We start from the raw sequence: 17,914 nt of genomic DNA, 5'->3' as shown, positions 1-17,914 counted from the left end.
CCTAGTAAAATAGTAAAATATATTAAAAAGAAAAATTTTTTTATTATCGCAAAAATCTTAATTTATAAGACTTTTTGACGAAAAATGTCATACCAGAGCGGATTGCACGTACAAAAAGCCACTTGCAATAAGTTTTTAAACTATTTATAATAAACGTAACAAACATAATCTTTACGAATTTGTTACATTTAAAACAAAACTATATCATTCTAGGTTTCAGGAATATAGTGCATATTGAGTAAGTTTATTGCTTACATATTATAGATTACTCTTTTTAATCTGAATTATCAGAATATAGGGATAATCTATCTTTAAGAGAATATAAACTTGCTTTTTTTGTTGCCTTTTAAATAGTCTGCAAATTTTTTAAATTTAATTAACAGACTATTTAAGCAATATATCTGGAGCGCACAGTTGTGTTTTTTATGATAGGCAAATGGTAAAGAGACTGTTTGAGGAAATTAATAGGGGGTTAATACCGTGAACAAAAGATTATCGATCTTTTTTAGCATGTTGCTTGTGCTAAGTATGTTCCTTGCTGCGTGCAGCGGCGGCGGAGACAATGCTGACGGCGACAAAAAAGGCGGAGATGACAGCGGAAAGTCTGATGTGCCGCAGGAGCTAAGAGTAAATATCAACACTGAACCACCATCTTTAAATCCAGGACTTGCAGAAGATTCAACTTCTGGAACTGTACTTCGTAACGTTTTAGAAGGTCTTACTCGCATCAATCAAGATGGTAAGCCTGAAAAAGCAATGGCAGAAGACATTAAAGTCTCTGAAGACGGAAAAACTTATACATTCACAATTCGCGATGCGGAATGGTCAAATGGTGATCCTGTAACCGCTAATGACTTTGAATATGCTTGGAAATGGGCATTAGATCCTGCAAATAACTCAACTTATGCATACCAGCTTTACTACATCGAAGGTGCAGAAGCATTCAACTCAGGCAAAGGTGAAAAGGATGCTGTTGGTGTTAAAGCTGTCGATGAAAAAACTTTAGAAGTTAAATTAGTAAACCCAACACCATATTTTGAAGAATTAACTGCTTTCTATACTTATCTTCCAGTTAACAGCAAGATTGCTGAAGCTAACCCAGATTGGGCAACAGACGCTGGTGATAATTTCACTACTAACGGTCCTTTCCATTTAGTTGAATGGGCTCACAGTGACAAGATTGTTCTTGAAAAGAGCGAAACATATTGGGATGCTGAAACAGTTAAGCTGGACAGCATTGAAATGATTATGATCAATGATCCTAACACTGAATTATCTATGTTTGATAACGGCGAACTAGATTGGGCTGGAGCTCCAACAGGTGCCCTTCCAACTGACGCTATGCAGGCTCTTAAAGAGGAAGGCCGCTTAGTTACTCAACCAATCGCAGGTATTTACAATTACAAGTTTAATACAACTGTAGAACCATTTAATAATGTCAATATCCGTAAGGCATTTGCACATGCTATCAACCGTCAGGAGCTTATTGATAACATCCTTCAGGGTGAGCAGCTTCCTGCAATGGCAATTGTTCCACCATCAATGTTTGAAGAAAACGAAAAGGGTTATTTCCCTGATAATGATGTAGAAAAAGCTAAAGAATATTTACAAAAAGGTCTTGAAGAACTTGGAATGAAAGATGCATCTGAACTTCCAGCTGTAACTCTTTCTTATAACACTTCTGAGGCGCACCAAAAGATTGCACAGGCAATCCAGGATATGTGGAAGCAAAATCTAGGTGTTGAAGTAACACTTGATAACGCTGAATGGAACGTATTCCTTGATAACGTAAACCAAATGGATTACCAAGTAGCACGTATGGGCTGGTTGGGTGACTTTAATGATGCAATCAACTTCTTAGAAATGTACCGTGACGCTGATGGCGGAAACAACAATACTGGATGGGAAAGCAAAGAGTTCCAGGATCTGCTTGCTAAATCTGCAACAGAAACTGACCCTGAAGCGCGCCAGCAGTTACTGAAAGATGCTGAAGCAATCTTCATGGAAGATATGCCAGTAGCTCCAGTCTATTTCTATACTAACAACTGGGTACAGGCTGAGAACCTAAAAGATGTTGCAGTATCCGGTCTAGGTGATGTCCAGTATAAGTGGGCACACTTCGAATAAAAATAGCTAACTTTACGAAAGGTATATGGGATTCTCAATCCCATATACCTTCGTTTCTGATTAAGGCATTGTAATAAAATGGAGGTGTTTGACAATGGCGAAATATATTGGAAAACGCTTGCTCTACATGATCCTGTCACTATGGATGATTGTAACAGCAACATTTTTCTTTATGCGCATTGCACCCGGAAACCCTTTTGCATCTGAGAAAAAACTTCCTCCCGAAATTGAAGCTAACCTGAATGCTCATTTTGGCTTGGACAAGCCTTGGTATGCACAATATTGGGAATATCTTGTTCGTATAGTAAATTGGGATTTCGGCCCGTCTTTTAAATATAAAAGCCAGACTGTTAACGACTTAATCAATGAAGGTTTCCCTGTCTCATTTCTTCTTGGGATGGAAGCCATCTTTATTGCCGTTGCAGTAGGAGTTCTTTTAGGAATTGTTGCAGCATTAAAACACAATAGATGGCCGGATTACACAGCTATGATTGTAGCTGTATTAGGCATCTCTGTACCTTCTTTTATCATGGCGTCATTCCTGCAATATTTCCTGGCAATAAAAATGGGTATCTTTCCTGTAGCACGTTGGGAATCTTTCATGCACAGCGTCCTGCCAGCCATTGCGTTGGCTTCAACACCAATGGCGTTTATCGCGAGGTTAACCCGTTCAAGCATGCTTGAAGTTCTGGCGAATGATTATATTAAGACTGCTAAATCAAAAGGTTTAAGCAGGGGAGTAATTACTGTAAAACATGCAATCCGTAATGCCCTATTACCAGTGGTAACATATATGGGGCCATTAACTGCAGGTATATTAACAGGAAGCTTCGTAATTGAAAGAATTTTCGGGATTCCTGGACTTGGTGCACACTTTGTAACTAGTATCAACAATCGTGACTATACGGTAATTATGGGTGTAACCGTTTTCTACAGTATTCTGTTGCTTGTATCTATTCTCCTTGTTGACATTGCATACGGAATCATCGACCCACGCATCAAACTTGCCGGCGGGAAGAAAGGAGAGTAATTATGCAGATTTCGAAAGATAAATTTAAGATAGTCGGGACACAGCTCGGCGAAGCTGAGAAAATTTCAAAACCAAGTCTTTCATTTTGGAAAGATGTATTTATCCGATTTCGAAAAAACAAGCTTGCCCTGTTTGGATTAGTATTATTAGCTCTGCTGATCTTCATGGCAATCTTTGGACCATATATGACTCCATATGATTATGCATCAAATGATCTTGGAAATAAAAATCAGCCACCTTCATCAGAACACTGGTTTGGTACGGATGATCTTGGCCGCGATATGTTTGCCCGTACTTGGGAAGGTGCAAGAATTTCTATTTTCATTGGAGTTGCTGCAGCAGTAATTGATTTGATTATTGGTGTACTTTGGGGCGGTATTGCCGGTTATAAAGGCGGACGCACAGATGAAGGTATGATGCGCTTTGCCGATATTTTATATGGTGTACCTTATCTATTATTAGTAATCTTGTTAATGGTTGTACTTGGGCAGGGATTGTCGACTATGATTATTGCCATGTCCATCACTGGGTGGATCAATATGTCGCGTATCGTCCGTGGACAGGTGTTATCTCTTAAAAATCAGGAATATGTCCTGGCTGCCAAAACGCTTGGTGCCAATACAAGCAGGATTATGGGTAAACACTTAATTCCAAATTCAATGGGACCTATTTTAGTCACAATGACTCTTACAATCCCTTCGGCCATTTTTACAGAAGCATTCCTAAGCTTTATTGGTCTGGGATTAACACCGCCGATTGCGAGCTGGGGAACGATGGCTAATGATGGACTTGCGGCTATGCGTTACTACCCATGGCGCTTATTCTTCCCTGCAATATTTATCTGCTTAACGATCTTTGCATTTAACGTGGTTGGCGACGGTTTGCGTGATGCTCTAGATCCTAGAATGCGTAAATAAGGAGTGAGAACATGGAAAAATTGCTTGAAGTTAAAAATTTAGAAGTCTCATTCCAAACATATGGAGGTACAGTAAAAGCAGTCCGCGGAGTCAGCTTTGACCTTCATAAGGGAGAGACGCTAGCGATTGTTGGCGAATCTGGGTCAGGAAAAAGTGTTACTTCCCAGTCTATTATGAAGCTAATACCTATGCCGCCGGGCCGTATTACTGGCGGACAGATTCTGTTGAGTGGTGACGACATCGTCCCAAAAACAGAAAAACAAATGGAAAAGATCCGTGGTAAAGAAATCAGTATGATCTTCCAGGATCCAATGACTTCATTAAATCCAACAATGAGAGTTGGAACACAGATAATGGAAGTGCTGATTAAACATCAGAATATGTCTAAGTCTGATGCCAAAAACAGAGCAATTGAATTACTGAGACTTGTAGGTATTCCGATACCTGAGAAAAGGGTAGATCAATATCCTCATGAATTTTCCGGAGGTATGAGGCAGCGTGCGATGATTGCGATTGCTCTTGCAGCCAATCCCAAACTGCTTATCGCGGATGAGCCGACAACAGCACTTGATGTTACCATTCAGGCGCAAATCCTGGAGCTTATGAAAGATCTGCAAAATAAAATGGATACGTCCATTATCTTTATCACACATGATCTGGGTGTCGTTGCAAATGTTGCTGACAGAGTAGCGGTAATGTATGCCGGGCAGATTGTTGAAATGGGTACAGTAGATGAAATTTTCTATGATCCCCGTCATCCTTATACATGGGGATTGCTTGCATCCATGCCAAGTTTAGAAAACGATGAGAAAGCCGATTTAGCTGCAATTCCAGGAACACCACCGGATCTGACAAATCCTCCAAAAGGAGACGCATTTGCTCCCAGAAATAAATATGCACTTGCAATTGACTTTGAAGAAGAGCCGCCAATGTTCCAAATCTCAGAAACACATTATGCCAAAACATGGCTTCTTCACCCGGATGCACCAAAGGTTGAGCCGCCAGAAGCAGTTAAAAAACGTATGCGCCAGCTATCCTCCACTTTTGATAAGCCTGTATTAGTGAAGGAGGGGAAATAATAATGGCGGAAAAGTTACTTGAGATTAAGAACTTAAAGCAGCATTTTAACGTTGGCCGTCCGAATATGGTAAAAGCAGTTGACGGGATTACTTTTGATATTTACAAGGGAGAGACCCTAGGATTAGTTGGTGAGTCTGGCTGCGGTAAATCAACTACTGGACGGACTATAATCAGATTATACGATGCAACCGATGGGCAGGTGCTTTTTGAAGGTGAAGATGTTCACGGCAAAAAATCTGCAAAAGAACTGAAAAAGTTTAATCGGAAAATGCAAATGATATTCCAGGATCCTTATGCTTCTTTAAACCCGCGTATGACAGTTGCTGATATTATTGCTGAAGGAATCGATATTCATGGTTTGGCAAAAAGCAAAAAAGAACGTATGGAAAGGGTTTACGAACTTTTGGACACTGTCGGTCTGAATAAAGAACATGCTAACCGTTACCCGCATGAATTCTCTGGAGGACAGAGACAGCGTATCGGGATAGCCCGCGCGCTTGCAGTTGACCCTGATTTCATTATTGCCGATGAGCCAATTTCAGCTTTAGACGTTTCCATTCAGGCTCAGGTAGTAAACCTGATGAAAAAGCTGCAGCGTGAAAAAGGATTAACCTACCTGTTTATCGCACATGACCTATCTATGGTTAAATACATCAGCGACCGCATCGGTGTTATGTACTTTGGTAAACTGGTTGAGCTTGCGCCAGCTGAAGACTTATACAATAACCCTATGCACCCTTATACACAATCACTGCTGTCAGCTATTCCGCTTCCAGATCCAGAAACAGAGCGTTCCCGCAGAAGAAAATCTTATGATCCATCAGTTCACAATTACGCTGATGATGAAAAGATGGAAATGCGTGAAATAACTCCTGGTCATTTTGTTTATTGCTCTGAAAAAGAATACAGAGAATTAAAAGCTAAATATGCCAAATAACAAAAAACGATCTCGAATGAGATCGTTTTTTACATCCTGGAAAAGTAAAGGTTAGCTATAAAGGAATTGCCAAGATGTAAATAACCCGATCAAATATTGAGATAGATTGGAAATTTCTCTTTAACACTTTTATTCACTAATGTGTGATTTTCTTTATAATACAACATTTTCCGGAATTTTACTATGAGAATTTTCAATTATTTATATTTTTCCGTCAATTTGGTTTTTTAACCACAATTTTGAGATTTTTTTAATAGAATTGGTTTAAAGAATACTTATAATGATAATTTAGTATAAAGATAGTACTTAATTCTTTGAAAAAAAATTATAATGTAGGTACCAATAGATTGCTAAGAAAAGGGGGCATAACATTTGAACAAGTCAATAAAATTAGCTGCTGCCTTCATGTTAGTATCAGCTTTATCCGTATCAGCCGATTCAGTTGGGGCAAAAGAACATGAAAATCAGGGATTAGGACAAAACCCTCAAAGGGAACATGTTTCCCTTGTTAAAACCCTTCCGGAAAAAGTAAACCGTTTTCAATTTGATTCCGGTTATCATTTTGAATATCCAGATGCTGTAAGGGGTATTTATGTTACCGGACATTCAGCAGGGGGAGCGAAGTTCAATAAATTAATGAAATTGATGGATGACACCGATTTAAATGCGATGGTTATCGATATAAAGGATGATTGGGGCAACCTTACATATGTTCCAGAAGACGATTCATCCTATAATGATATCGGCAAGCCTTACATAAAGGATCCAAAAAACATTTTGAAAGAAATGGAAGAAAAGCAAATTTATCCGATTGCACGGGTTGTCGTTTTCAAGGATTCCGTTCTGGCCAATAAAAAACCTGAATGGTCGTATAAGGAAGGAAATTCTGTATGGAAGAATGGCAGAGGTGAATCCTTTGTGAATCCATTCTTAAAAGAAGTTTGGGATTACAATATTGGAATTGCCATCGAAGCTGCAAAAATGGGATTTCAGGAAATTCAATTTGATTATGTCCGTTTTCCTGAAGGTTTTGAACAGCGTGATACCTCTTTGAAGTACAGTATGGGTGAATATGAAAATCTTAAGATTGAAAATGTACAAAAGCGTGTAAGTGCAGTTACCGACTTTGTCGAGTACGCGAGGAAGCAGCTTGAGCCATATGGTGTAAAGGTCTCGGTTGATATCTTTGGCTACACGGCTACCCTTCCTGAAGCACCTGGAATTGGCCAAAATTTTTCCAAGATCTCAGAACATGTTGATGTAATTTCTTCTATGATTTATCCAAGCCATTGGACATCTTATTTTGGCATAGCAAAGCCAGATCTGGAGCCATATAAGCTTGTTTCTGAATATGCTAAACTTGAGAAAGCGAAGCTGGGAGAATTGGATAGTCCGCCTGTATCAAGACCGTGGCTTCAGGACTTTACAGCCTCTTATTTAGGAGCCGGAAATTATAAGAATTATGGAAAATCAGAGGTGCAAGCTCAAATAAAGGCACTGAACGAACAGGGAATTAAGGAATTCCTTTTATGGAATGCAGGTAATTCATATACACCAAATGTTGATTATACACCATAAAAAGCCAGAAAGAGGCCGTTTATTTGGCCTCCTTCTGGCTTTGTTTATCAAGTCATTAAGTTACATATCATTTGACACTATTTTTGAATGCGGTATCATAGTATAAAGGCATAGGCTACTGCTTTTTCTTTCCGCCTACGCTTTTCCATCCAGTCTGCACCCTGGCAGATTGATCCACGAATTCGGATTTATTTTTACCGCCAAATACTTTTTCTCCAATACCATTAGTCAGTACACCTAATAAGGCAGTAAATCCAATTATGAGCAGAGCAACAATTGTTAAATCAGTTATGTAGCCAACCATGATAAATCCCCATCTTTCTTTTCACAGTTCCCTGTGATTAGTGTGTGAACATCCCTAATCTTATTTTATTCGAAATTTTCAAGTATTAAAAGGGGAAATTCCACGAATACTTAATCTGAATAGAAATATTAGCAGTCTAAGTATAATAGTAAGTGGAAAGGAAAGCTGGGAGCTTATCATGCTGGAATAAATATTCAAGCACTGCAGACAATAGGTTGTTTGTGGGCAAAAAAGGAGAAGATCCATGCATTGGTATGAAAAATTGAATCAATATTTCCCGATTGAAGAAATGAAATCAAGAGAACATATGGAAACCTTATTGAAGGAACGGTCAGACATTTATCATAAAGATGAAGGTCCACATCATGTACTTATGTATGTTGAACTGGATAACTTTGTGTTTATTGATTATCTGTTTGTTTCGAAGGAATCCAGAGGACAGGGACTTGGCCATAAATTACTTCAAAAACTAAAAAACAAAGGCAAACCGATCATATTGGAAGTTGAGCCGGTTGATTACGAAGACACTGATACTGAGAAGAGGCTCAAGTTCTATAAGAGAGAAGGGTTTGAGCACGCACAATCAATTGGTTACAGCCGCCGTTCTCTTGCGACTAATGAGATCAATACTATGGAAATTCTTTATTGGTCCCCTGAGAATCAAAGTGAAGAAATGATTTATGAGGCCATGAAGAAAACATATGAAATGATTCACACTTATAAGGATTCACATTTTTATGGGAAGTCATATCAGCCAGTAGATGAGGTTCTGACTTATGAAGAGAATAAAAGCGGGACAGATGTATTAGAGGATTTATAAGAATTTGGAAAAACACAGCCATTTATGTAAATGGCTGTGTTTTCATTTTCATTAATTAATTGAGAAAATATTCATAAGCATAATGGTTTATTTGAAATTAACTGGGGTATATATATAATAATTTAATATGAACATTAATGTAATCATATATATATTTCCCTTAGGCTTGGGCCTAAGAAACTTTATGGAAGCAATTATAACAAAAAATATATATAAAAATGAAACTTTTTGCTTGTTCATTCGTCTTATTAAGTAGATTTTAATTCTTAATCTATTTGTTTAATGAATGTTTAATACTTTTATCATATTTATAAAAAGTTATACCAAATAGAAACTGTTTAGTGTATAATTAATAATATAAATTCCTTGATTAAAGTTATTTTAATCTAGAAGAATCTAGAAATAGTTGATTAAACAAATATAATCTCTGATAGTTTCATATATGTCTAAATTTAAGGAGTGTGAATTTGTAAAATGGTCACATTATACACTTCACCAAGTTGTACATCCTGCAGGAAAGCTAAATCATGGTTGGAAGAGCATGAAATTGCTTATAAAGAACGAAATATCTTTTCTGAACCGCTCTCGATTGATGAAATTAAGGAAATTCTTCGAATGACTGAAGATGGGACAGATGAAATCATTTCAACTCGCTCAAAGACATTTCAAAAGCTTGATGTAAACCTTGAATCAATGCCTCTCCAAGATTTATTTGAGCTAATCAAGGAAAACCCGGGGCTGCTCCGCCGTCCAATTATTCTTGATGAAAAACGTTTGCAGGTTGGATATAATGAGGACGAAATAAGACGTTTCCTTCCAAGAAAAGTCCGTACTTACCAGTTGCGTGAAGCGCAGCGTATGGTTAATTAACCAGTGCATTATTAATACTTAAAATTAAGAGGCCTTCTTTCTGTTAACAGAAGAAGGTCTTTTTGTCCATTATATGAAAAAGAAAAAGGAAAATGGACATAATAAGAGAATATTTAGTAAAGCCAATGAGATAAGATGTACCAACTGTGACAAGATAGGCATTTAACGGTTTTTTTAAACATATGACTTTTTAATTCCCTTTATGCTCAATTTGTCATAAAATAAAAGTACAAGGTACAAAATACATTTTACCTTAATTAATCGGGGATTAACCAAATGATATACGGGTAAATGGATAACACATGACTGCTGGGGGTATTTAGTCCCTTCAATCATAGCCAGAAGGGAGAGTTGCTGCATGGAAATCGAACGTATTAATGATCATACCGTTAAATTTTATATTTCTTATCTTGATATAGAAGAAAGAGGCTTTGACCGTGAAGAGATTTGGTACAATCGTGAACGGAGTGAGGAACTCTTTTGGGAAATGATGGATGAAGTCCATCAAGAGGAAGAATTTCTTGTTGAAGGCCCTTTATGGATCCAGGTTCAAGCATTGGATAAGGGGTTGGAGGTTCTTGTGACAAAAGCTCAGCTATCAAAGGATGGTCAAAAGTTTGAGCTTCCTGTCCCGGATGAAAAAGTGAAAGATTTGCCTGTGGATGAACAAATAGAGGAAATGCTTGATCATCATTTCCGTAAATCAGATGCAAATGACAGCGGATATGAGGGTGACCTTGAGTTCCTATTATCATTTAGAGATTTTGAAGACATTATTTCGTTATCAAAGCGGTCAATTCTTGATTCCATTACCACAAAGCTATATTCCTTTGAAGGGAAGTATTATTTATTCGCAGAGTTCCCTGAGGAGCTTTTTGAAGAGGATGACATAGATAACATGCTGAGCATTCTTCTTGAATACGGGCACGAAACAAGTACAACAATTCACCGTGTAATGGAATATGGTAAATTGATCATTGAAAACGATGTTTTTGAAAATCTTAGAAAACACTTTAAATAGTAAAGGAAAGTCGATTTCATTTTTGGAATCGGCTTTTTTGTATGCGGACTGTACATAGCAGCTATAAGAAAAACTGAGAGAATACCTCAGATAAAAAAGGAATTTAACCATAACTGATAGAACAATAAGGAGGAAAGGAGATGATCATTTGTTAGTTGCCTCAACAGAGAAAGGGGTGCGAATAAGCCTAGCAGGTTCACACAGTACCCAGGATTTACAGCATTTCAGGGAATCACACACCTTTTTCTGCCCGGAATGCAAAGAGAAAGTAATTATGAAAATCGGAATAAAGAGAATTCCGCATTTCAGCCACAGAAAGGGTTCTGAATGTCCGGAAAGGTATGAAAGGGAATCAGAATATCATATTTCAGGAAAGGTGTTATTGTTTCAGTGGCTGGAGAAAAAAGGTTTAAATCCAATTTTAGAACCATACTATCCGGAAATTTCACAAAGACCGGATATTGCTGTCCGTTATGAAGGTGTACAATATGCTCTTGAATATCAATGTTCCAGTATTTCGGAGGAGTTATTTATAAAGCGGACAGAAGCTTACTTTCAGGCAGGTATCGTTCCAATTTGGATACTCGCAGGAAAAAGCATTAAGCGGATTGGCAAAACAAAAATTTCTTTGTCTGGTTTTCAGTACCTGTTCCTTCGTCAAGCACCTTCAGGGCATTGGGTAATTCCCTCTTTTTGCCCCATTACAAAGTCTTTCATCAATATCCACCATATCCAGCCCCTCACTGTCAGAAATGCCTGGGCGCATTATGATGTAAAACCTATTTTCAAAGCAGAAACAGATATATTATTTGCCCCATATTTTAATAAAGATATAAATATACAGGAGTGGAAAAGGGAAGTCCGGAAAATTAAGAATTCCCTTTCTCGAAATAATGGTTCTGTTAAAAATAATTTTCTTCAGGATTTATACTCCCGCTCAATTGCTCCAGCGTTCCTCCCGCCTGAGATTGGCCTTCCTGTTCATCATTCTGTATTTATCGAAACCTCACCAGTACAGTGGCAGAGTTATTTGTTTTTGGATATAGTCTGCAAAGAAAGGCCGTTCTCACTTCTGCAAATGATTTCTGCCTTTCGCAATAGGGTAAAGAATAACGATATAAAAATCAGGTCAATCCCATTGGTTCAAAAAGGCTCCGAAATCATGGCAATAAGTGAATACCTTAATGTTCTTATTAGCTTAAACATTGTTAAGCATACAGGAAAAGGTTTGTATGAAAAAACCGCATTAAGCATTGATCCTGATTATTTCTCCCGTATTATCCAAATAGAGGAGGATTTTTACAAAGGCATCACTCAAAGGATTTTACTGGGTCATAAATGAAAAAGATGAAATTAACATAAAATAATCAAAGACTTCCACTTTTGTACTTTAAAAAAGCAGGAATTTTTTTCTTCAAAGAGAAGATAGTGTAATGGGATTTATGAATGGAGGATGATTGTATGGCTAATGAAACAGCTGTTAAGAAACTGCCGGCAAGAAGTGAGATTTCACCTGAAGATACCTGGCGTTTGGAGGATATTTTCCCTTCTGATGATGAGTGGAACAAGGAATATAGTGAGGTGCAGAAACTGATTCCTGATGCAGGAAAGTATCAGGGCAGGCTCGGGGAAAGTGCTGAAACATTATATACAGCGCTTCAGTTCCAGGATCATTTACTTTCGCGCCTTGGGAAGCTTTATACATATGCCCATATGCGTTATGACCAGGATACAACTAATTCATTTTATCAGGGAATGGATGATAAGATTAAAAACTTGTATTCTGAAGCTGCAAGTGCACTTGCCTATATTGTTCCTGAGCTGCTTGCTGAAGATGAAAAGAAGATTGAACGCTTTTTAACGGAAAAAAATGAGCTCCAATTATATAAACATTCACTTGAAGAAATTAATCTTCAAAGGCCTCATGTTTTATCCGCTGAACAGGAATCTTTGCTTGCACAAGCTTCCGAGGTGCTTGGGGCTTCCAGTAACACATTTGGCATGCTGAATAATGCTGATTTGGAGTTTCCATCCATTAAAGATGAAAATGGAGAAGAGGTAGAAATTACTCATGGACGATTCATCCGTTTTCTCGAAAGTGATGATCAGCGTGTCAGACAGGATGCTTTCAAGGCAGTTTATAAGACTTATGGAAAGTTTCGCAATACATTTGCAAGCACATTAAGCGGAAACGTAAAAAAAGATAATTTCAATGCAAAGATCCGGAATTATGATTCGGCGCGCCATGCTGCCCTTTCCGCTAACAATATCCCTGAAAGTGTCTATGAAAATCTGGTTAATACCGTAAACGATAATCTGCATTTGCTGCATCGCTATGTCAAACTCCGCAAGAAGGTTCTTGGGGTTAAGGAGCTTCATATGTATGATCTTTATACTCCTTTAGTGAAGGAAGTTAAAATGGAGATCCCATATAATGAGGCAAAGGATCTGATTTTAAAAGGATTGAAGCCACTAGGCGATGACTATTTAAATATTCTAAAAGAAGGTTTTGAAAATAGGTGGGTGGATGTTCATGAGAATAAGGGCAAAAGAAGCGGTGCTTATTCTTCAGGTACATATGGCACCAACCCTTATATACTTATGAACTGGCAGGACAATGTGAACAACTTATTTACTCTGGCTCATGAATTTGGGCATTCTGTTCACAGCTATTACACAAGAAAATGTCAGCCATATCCTTATGGAAACTACTCAATTTTTGTTGCAGAGGTTGCCTCCACTTGTAATGAAGCCCTCTTAAATGATTATTTGCTAAAAACAATTGATGATGATAAGAAGCGGCTGTATCTCCTGAATCATTATCTTGAAGGCTTTAGAGGGACAGTTTTCCGCCAGACTATGTTTGCAGAGTTTGAACATCTCATTCATCAAAAGGCGCAAAACAATGAAGCTTTGACAGCGGATTCATTAACAAAAGAGTATTATGAACTTAATAAGAAGTATTTTGGGGAAGAAGACATCATAATTGATGAGGAAATCGGACTGGAATGGTCCAGAATCCCGCATTTCTACTATAATTATTATGTTTATCAATATGCTACAGGTTTCAGTGCTGCTACTGCATTAAGTAAGCAGATTCTTCAGGAAGGGCAGCCTGCAGTTGACAGATACATTGAATTTCTGAAATCCGGCAGCTCAGATTACCCTATTGAAGTCCTAAAGAAAGCTGGAGTTGATATGACGAGCAGCAAGCCGATTGAAGATGCCTGTAAAGTATTTGAAGAAAAACTTAATGAAATGGAAAGCTTGCTTTCTTAATGTAAAGGTGCCGGGCTAAATTGCCCGGCACCTTTTGTGATGGTTCAAAACCCTTTAAATCTCCTTCGGTCATTCAAATATAAACATAAGATCAGGATTGAAATAAATAGTATAGGTGAAGTAATGAAAAGGGGAATAAGCTTCATCAAGCCAAGAATATTTAAAATAAAGGAGAGCAAGATGAGCATCAGCATTAGAAATACAGGCAGCTTTTTCATATTGCAGCCTCCTCTTTGAGCCGCTTTATTTCTATTTTATGCGGTTGTCCAGAGTGTCATGACTTGATTTTGACAATATTGTGAATAAAAACACAAACTTATTGCTCTGTTCTTTTACCTCATGATATAGTACAGATGTTAAGTTGATCACATGCAAACATTTACCCCTTTTGTTTGGATGTGAGAATTTCTCCCATCCCCTTTGTTCGTAAAAAATAACCCCGAGAGAACCGTGCGAAAACTGCATGGTTTTTTCATGAAAAAAATAAAGCTGTGCAGCATGCACAGCTTTGATTAGCCTGAATATCTCCAGAAATTACCATATTTTGCAGGTACATATTCAGCGATTTGCTTAAGCTGAAGCTTTTTCATTTCCTTGTTCACTTCGCTGTCGGTCATATTGTATACGACAGCGATCTCCTTGCTGGCCACCAGCTTGAAATATTGTAAAAAATATTCCAGGGGGGGGAGAGGAGCACGTTCAGGTTTAGCAGGCAGCATTTCTTCCAAAATCTGTTCATATATTTCATAGGGATAATACCCTGTTACTTTGATGCCTTCATCTTCTATATTTTCATTGAAAAAGACGAGAGTGGGTATTTCTTGAACATCCATTTCAGAAGTTATTTTTAAATCGCATTGGAATGCTTTAGCTGCACTATCTGAGTGAATATCAGAAATAAATTCTACAACGTCAAGACCGACTTCCTTAGCACAATCCTTTAAAACTTCAAAATTTGACACATTCTGCTTTTCAAGAAATAAAACCTCCTGAAGCTTGCGCAAAAATTTGATGCCAGCTTTTCTCCCTTGTAATTCAGCCGCTTTAATGGCAACTGAAGCCAGATGAGGTGAAGAAATTGGATTTTCGAACCAAAGGTTTCCATCACATGACATTCCAGATCGGCTTGCTGTCTTTTCCCACAATTCAGCAATGTTTTCGTAGTTTTGTCTTTTCCCCATATTTAAAGTTGCAAGCCTGCCGCTTAATACATGCTTTATTGAAAAGTATCGGCCATATTCAATCAGGAGCTTTTTTAAGATTGGCTCCAGAGCCCAGCATTCAGGGCAAAGGGGGTCAACAAACATATAGACTTCTATGGGCTTTTTTTCACTGCCGTAGCAATGGGGTGATGTAAACTTGATTTCATTGGATTCTGGCATATTCACGGGTTATCACCTTTCACGCCGGCCTCAGGTGTATTGATCATATGCTGGGCAGTGAGCACAAGTCTGGAAAAAAAGTCTTCCCTCAATTGTCCATCGAGCCCGATCTCATCCATTGCTTCATTCATACATAAGAGCCAGGCCTTTGCCCGGGTTTCTGTTATAGGAAAAGGCATGTGCCGCGCACGGAGCATCGGATGTCCATGTTCTGATGTATATAATGGCGGCCCCCCTAAATACTGGGTCATAAATTGTTTTTGCTTTCTCGCTGTCTCTGTCAGGTCTTCTGGAAAAATAGGAACGAGATCAGGATGTTGTCCTACGCGCAGGTAAAAAGCGTCAATTAGCTGGTGAAGCTTTTCCTCACCGATAGCGTCGAAGGGAGTGTGCATTTTCTCGGCCATATTTAAAACTCCTTTTATGAGTTATCATTTGTAAAAATGTTTAATGTTAATTGCTGTGATCTCTTTATATTTTATCAATGAGGGGTTTATATCTCAAACAAATAGCTTACTTTCCGCTTTTACGTCTCCATCGCCAGCTTATTTATATAGTATGGATTAAGCCTGTCCTGTCAATCCGGAACATCTGCTGAAAAGGTACATGAAAAAACCGCCCAATAAGTCGGGCGGCAATAGATAGCTTAAGCCATAAACGATGTGGTAACTTTCTTTATGTAATTTAGGGTTTCTTTAAAAGGAGGGACCCCGCCGTATTTATCTACATTTCCCGGTCCGGCATTATAGGCTGCCAATGCCAGTTCTACATTATCCCCATATCTGTCCATCATTTGCCTTAAATATTTGACTCCTGCAAAAATATTCTCTGCAGGATCGAAGATATTTTTAACTCCAAGCCCCCTGGCTGTTTCGGGCATCAGCTGCATTAAGCCGGATGCACCTGCATGACTGACTGCATTCGGATTAAAGTTTGATTCCTGCTTAATGACTGACTTAATCAGGTTAACAGGTACATGAAACATTTCTGATGCTTTTTGAATAAGATCATCAAACTCACTTTTTGAGGATTCTGCGAACTTGGTTAGTTTAACAGGCGGGAGAGTGGCTGCCGAAAGAGAATCAGTTTGTAAAGCGATAATAAAAGGCTCCAAGGATGCAACTGCTCCAAGTCCGCCTGTGATTTGATTGGATGAACCGTTATTTTCCGAAACTAACCCTGAAAGCAGCTCATGAAACAGAGGGTTAGAATTGTTCGTTTGATTAGAGCTATTGAACCCCTGCAATGCCTGCAGCTCCATCATTAGTTTTAGCTGTTCTATGTTCATTGTATTGCTCCTTGGCAAAAGTCTGCTTTTATTAAGCCTTTTGCTGTCTGTATTTTTCGGTGTAAAACCTCTTAATTTTATTTTCGGTCTTTCTGACGGGAATGTTAAGCTGCTGAAGCAAATTATCGAAAGTCGATTTGCCTTCAACCCGATTATCCACTTCAAATTCAAGCTCATAATCTTCCTTATCTAAATAGAGGCTGTGGTCAAGAACAGCCAATCCTTTTTTATATTCCCTTTCAGCGCGTCTTGTGGTGAGAGTACCAAAGTATTGAAGTTTATCTGTCTTGATGCCAAGCTCTTCTACGGATTGTTTTAATTGTTCAACGGGAATGTTACCTGTCTGAATCATCATGGCAGCTTCAGACTCCGTAAGATTTTCATTGGTTTCCAGTAACCCATCAGGGTGGGGCTGTTTTAGTGTCAATTCAAATGAGCCACTTTTTTGCCTGATCCTTAATGCACTTCCCATTTTTTTTAATAAAAAATCAGGTGTATCGAAATAATGGTTCTCCTGTTCGATAAAATCTTCATTTCTTAATTTAAAAAAATTCTTTAAAGCAGTAAATTCATCTCTTGTGATCAAATTTTTAAATTCAATTTCAATATTTTTATTAGACAAGCCTGTACACCTCAGCAATAAGTAATTACCTGTATTATCTCCTTATTCCGTCTGGACATCAATCCTTTGAATATCTTTTTAGGCTTGTGATAAATTCATTCAGGAGAGTGGCTTACTGCCGCTGTAAAAAATGCAGCAGGGGTTTTACTGTCTATAAAAACTGCGATAGAATAAGTTATGACAATGGAGGTAGAAAAAATGAAACAGAAACTTACAGTTGTAAATGCAGAATGGATTGAAAATGAATTAATATTAGGAATAGAAACTGGAAAAGTCTCAGGGCTGACAGCCATGCAGCAAATATTGGCTGATTCCGACAATCTTTCATTTATTTACATAGCAGAGCAAAATGATGATTATACATATATTTCTCTTCCGGAAACAGTCTGGCCGGAATTAAAGAAGGCGCTTGATGGCCAGCTGCGGGTTTACGCTGCTGACAGTAATCATGATCGCATAGAGCTTTTAGGGTTTCATGAAGAATTAGGGGATTTATTAGAAAATATCCGTGGGAACAGCAATTACGGAAATGAAATGGTCGAAAAAGCAGAGAATGTATTCCAGCTGAATGTTTAAGCGGCTTAATACTTGGCTATAGAGATAGGCTATGTATTTAACATAGAGAATATTGTTGATCTTCATGAACAAATAAGTGCCTG

The 17,914-nt window shown here is 38.1% G+C and carries 18 protein-coding genes; 12 read left to right on the top strand and 6 right to left on the bottom strand.

Going from position 1 to position 17,914, the window contains the following annotated elements:
• Nucleotides 1–480: 480 nt before the first annotated feature.
• The 6 genes from AC6CHU_RS13415 (at nucleotide 481) to AC6CHU_RS13390 (ending at nucleotide 7,669) form a co-directional block, all read left to right on the top strand.
• The gene (locus AC6CHU_RS13415) at nucleotides 481–2,127 is read left to right on the top strand and encodes a peptide ABC transporter substrate-binding protein (RefSeq protein ID WP_251283067.1); all 1,647 of its coding nucleotides are present in this window, start codon (nucleotides 481–483) and stop codon (nucleotides 2,125–2,127) included.
• 94 nt (nucleotides 2,128–2,221) lie between these two features.
• Nucleotides 2,222–3,157, top strand: a complete 936-nt coding sequence (locus AC6CHU_RS13410; protein WP_251283068.1) for an ABC transporter permease — start codon at nucleotides 2,222–2,224, stop codon at nucleotides 3,155–3,157.
• Nucleotides 3,157–4,074, top strand: a complete 918-nt coding sequence (locus AC6CHU_RS13405; protein WP_396398259.1) for an ABC transporter permease — start codon at nucleotides 3,157–3,159, stop codon at nucleotides 4,072–4,074. The genes AC6CHU_RS13410 and AC6CHU_RS13405 overlap by 1 nt, the downstream gene beginning before the upstream one ends.
• Nucleotides 4,075–4,085: 11 nt before the next feature.
• Nucleotides 4,086–5,153 carry an ABC transporter ATP-binding protein gene (locus tag AC6CHU_RS13400; RefSeq protein ID WP_251283070.1) on the top strand — a complete coding sequence of 356 codons (1,068 nt, stop codon included), beginning with the start codon at nucleotides 4,086–4,088 and terminating at the stop codon, nucleotides 5,151–5,153.
• Between the two features lie 2 nt (nucleotides 5,154–5,155).
• A complete protein-coding gene (locus AC6CHU_RS13395) occupies nucleotides 5,156–6,091 on the top strand; it encodes an ABC transporter ATP-binding protein (protein WP_251283071.1) in 936 nt (311 codons plus the stop codon).
• A 405-nt stretch (nucleotides 6,092–6,496) separates the two neighbouring features.
• Nucleotides 6,497–7,669 (top strand): putative glycoside hydrolase, encoded by a 1,173-nt coding sequence (locus AC6CHU_RS13390; protein ID WP_201306587.1) that lies wholly within the window; start codon nucleotides 6,497–6,499, stop codon nucleotides 7,667–7,669.
• A gap of 115 nt (nucleotides 7,670–7,784) precedes the next feature.
• Here AC6CHU_RS13390 and AC6CHU_RS13385 read toward each other — a convergent pair whose 3' ends face one another.
• On the bottom strand, nucleotides 7,785–7,973 hold the full coding sequence (locus AC6CHU_RS13385; RefSeq protein ID WP_159868752.1) for a hypothetical protein: 189 nt from the start codon (nucleotides 7,971–7,973) through the stop codon (nucleotides 7,785–7,787).
• Nucleotides 7,974–8,217: 244 nt separating this feature from the next.
• On the opposite strand from AC6CHU_RS13385, the gene AC6CHU_RS13380 reads away from it, so the two are divergent.
• From AC6CHU_RS13380 to pepF, 5 genes are all read left to right on the top strand, one after another.
• Nucleotides 8,218–8,793 carry a GNAT family N-acetyltransferase gene (locus AC6CHU_RS13380; protein WP_159868749.1) on the top strand — a complete coding sequence of 192 codons (576 nt, stop codon included), beginning with the start codon at nucleotides 8,218–8,220 and terminating at the stop codon, nucleotides 8,791–8,793.
• A gap of 474 nt (nucleotides 8,794–9,267) precedes the next feature.
• The gene (spxA, locus tag AC6CHU_RS13375) at nucleotides 9,268–9,663 is read left to right on the top strand and encodes a transcriptional regulator SpxA (protein WP_009331204.1); all 396 of its coding nucleotides are present in this window, start codon (nucleotides 9,268–9,270) and stop codon (nucleotides 9,661–9,663) included.
• A gap of 358 nt (nucleotides 9,664–10,021) precedes the next feature.
• Nucleotides 10,022–10,684 carry an adaptor protein MecA gene (gene mecA / locus AC6CHU_RS13370; protein ID WP_159868746.1) on the top strand — a complete coding sequence of 221 codons (663 nt, stop codon included), beginning with the start codon at nucleotides 10,022–10,024 and terminating at the stop codon, nucleotides 10,682–10,684.
• A 175-nt stretch (nucleotides 10,685–10,859) separates the two neighbouring features.
• On the top strand, nucleotides 10,860–12,026 hold the full coding sequence (locus AC6CHU_RS13365) for a competence protein CoiA (protein WP_236566299.1): 1,167 nt from the start codon (nucleotides 10,860–10,862) through the stop codon (nucleotides 12,024–12,026).
• A 119-nt stretch (nucleotides 12,027–12,145) separates the two neighbouring features.
• Nucleotides 12,146–13,963 carry an oligoendopeptidase F gene (gene pepF / locus AC6CHU_RS13360; protein WP_159868740.1) on the top strand — a complete coding sequence of 606 codons (1,818 nt, stop codon included), beginning with the start codon at nucleotides 12,146–12,148 and terminating at the stop codon, nucleotides 13,961–13,963.
• Between the two features lie 44 nt (nucleotides 13,964–14,007).
• Here pepF and AC6CHU_RS13355 read toward each other — a convergent pair whose 3' ends face one another.
• From AC6CHU_RS13355 to AC6CHU_RS13335, 5 genes are all read right to left on the bottom strand, one after another.
• Nucleotides 14,008–14,151, bottom strand: coding sequence for a hypothetical protein (locus tag AC6CHU_RS13355; protein WP_498122052.1), 144 nt, complete (start codon nucleotides 14,149–14,151; stop codon nucleotides 14,008–14,010).
• Nucleotides 14,152–14,475: 324 nt separating this feature from the next.
• Nucleotides 14,476–15,345 carry a ClpXP adapter SpxH family protein gene (locus AC6CHU_RS13350; RefSeq protein ID WP_159868875.1) on the bottom strand — a complete coding sequence of 290 codons (870 nt, stop codon included), beginning with the start codon at nucleotides 15,343–15,345 and terminating at the stop codon, nucleotides 14,476–14,478.
• A gap of 2 nt (nucleotides 15,346–15,347) precedes the next feature.
• Nucleotides 15,348–15,752 (bottom strand): globin domain-containing protein, encoded by a 405-nt coding sequence (locus AC6CHU_RS13345; RefSeq protein ID WP_159868737.1) that lies wholly within the window; start codon nucleotides 15,750–15,752, stop codon nucleotides 15,348–15,350.
• A gap of 239 nt (nucleotides 15,753–15,991) precedes the next feature.
• On the bottom strand, nucleotides 15,992–16,633 hold the full coding sequence (locus AC6CHU_RS13340; protein ID WP_159868734.1) for a lytic transglycosylase domain-containing protein: 642 nt from the start codon (nucleotides 16,631–16,633) through the stop codon (nucleotides 15,992–15,994).
• A gap of 31 nt (nucleotides 16,634–16,664) precedes the next feature.
• Complete coding sequence (locus tag AC6CHU_RS13335) at nucleotides 16,665–17,255, bottom strand: CYTH domain-containing protein (protein WP_498122040.1); 591 nt, start codon at nucleotides 17,253–17,255, stop codon at nucleotides 16,665–16,667.
• Between the two features lie 198 nt (nucleotides 17,256–17,453).
• On the opposite strand from AC6CHU_RS13335, the gene AC6CHU_RS13330 reads away from it, so the two are divergent.
• Entirely contained in the window at nucleotides 17,454–17,831 is a 378-nt protein-coding gene (locus tag AC6CHU_RS13330) for a UPF0738 family protein (RefSeq protein WP_159868728.1), read from the top strand.
• Nucleotides 17,832–17,914: the final 83 nt, after the last annotated feature.

Source organism: Cytobacillus sp. GQ23 (assembly GCF_059758675.1).
This window is presented reverse-complemented; position numbering and strand designations above follow the sequence as displayed.

Excerpts from the sequence above, each read along its gene's own strand:
- AC6CHU_RS13410 (WP_251283068.1), top strand. The coding sequence starts at position 2,222 with ATGGCGAAATATATTGGAAAACGCTTGCTCTACATGATCCTGTCACTA.
- AC6CHU_RS13400 (WP_251283070.1), top strand. The coding sequence starts at position 4,086 with ATGGAAAAATTGCTTGAAGTTAAAAATTTAGAAGTCTCATTCCAAACA.
- AC6CHU_RS13395 (WP_251283071.1), top strand. The coding sequence starts at position 5,156 with ATGGCGGAAAAGTTACTTGAGATTAAGAACTTAAAGCAGCATTTTAAC.
- AC6CHU_RS13390 (WP_201306587.1), top strand. The coding sequence starts at position 6,497 with ATGTTAGTATCAGCTTTATCCGTATCAGCCGATTCAGTTGGGGCAAAA.
- AC6CHU_RS13385 (WP_159868752.1), bottom strand. The coding sequence starts at position 7,973 with ATGGTTGGCTACATAACTGATTTAACAATTGTTGCTCTGCTCATAATT.
- AC6CHU_RS13380 (WP_159868749.1), top strand. The coding sequence starts at position 8,218 with ATGCATTGGTATGAAAAATTGAATCAATATTTCCCGATTGAAGAAATG.
- spxA (WP_009331204.1), top strand. The coding sequence starts at position 9,268 with ATGGTCACATTATACACTTCACCAAGTTGTACATCCTGCAGGAAAGCT.
- mecA (WP_159868746.1), top strand. The coding sequence starts at position 10,022 with ATGGAAATCGAACGTATTAATGATCATACCGTTAAATTTTATATTTCT.
- pepF (WP_159868740.1), top strand. The coding sequence starts at position 12,146 with ATGGCTAATGAAACAGCTGTTAAGAAACTGCCGGCAAGAAGTGAGATT.
- AC6CHU_RS13355 (WP_498122052.1), bottom strand. The coding sequence starts at position 14,151 with ATGCTCATCTTGCTCTCCTTTATTTTAAATATTCTTGGCTTGATGAAG.
- AC6CHU_RS13350 (WP_159868875.1), bottom strand. The coding sequence starts at position 15,345 with ATGCCAGAATCCAATGAAATCAAGTTTACATCACCCCATTGCTACGGC.
- AC6CHU_RS13345 (WP_159868737.1), bottom strand. The coding sequence starts at position 15,752 with ATGGCCGAGAAAATGCACACTCCCTTCGACGCTATCGGTGAGGAAAAG.
- AC6CHU_RS13340 (WP_159868734.1), bottom strand. The coding sequence starts at position 16,633 with ATGAACATAGAACAGCTAAAACTAATGATGGAGCTGCAGGCATTGCAG.
- AC6CHU_RS13330 (WP_159868728.1), top strand. The coding sequence starts at position 17,454 with ATGAAACAGAAACTTACAGTTGTAAATGCAGAATGGATTGAAAATGAA.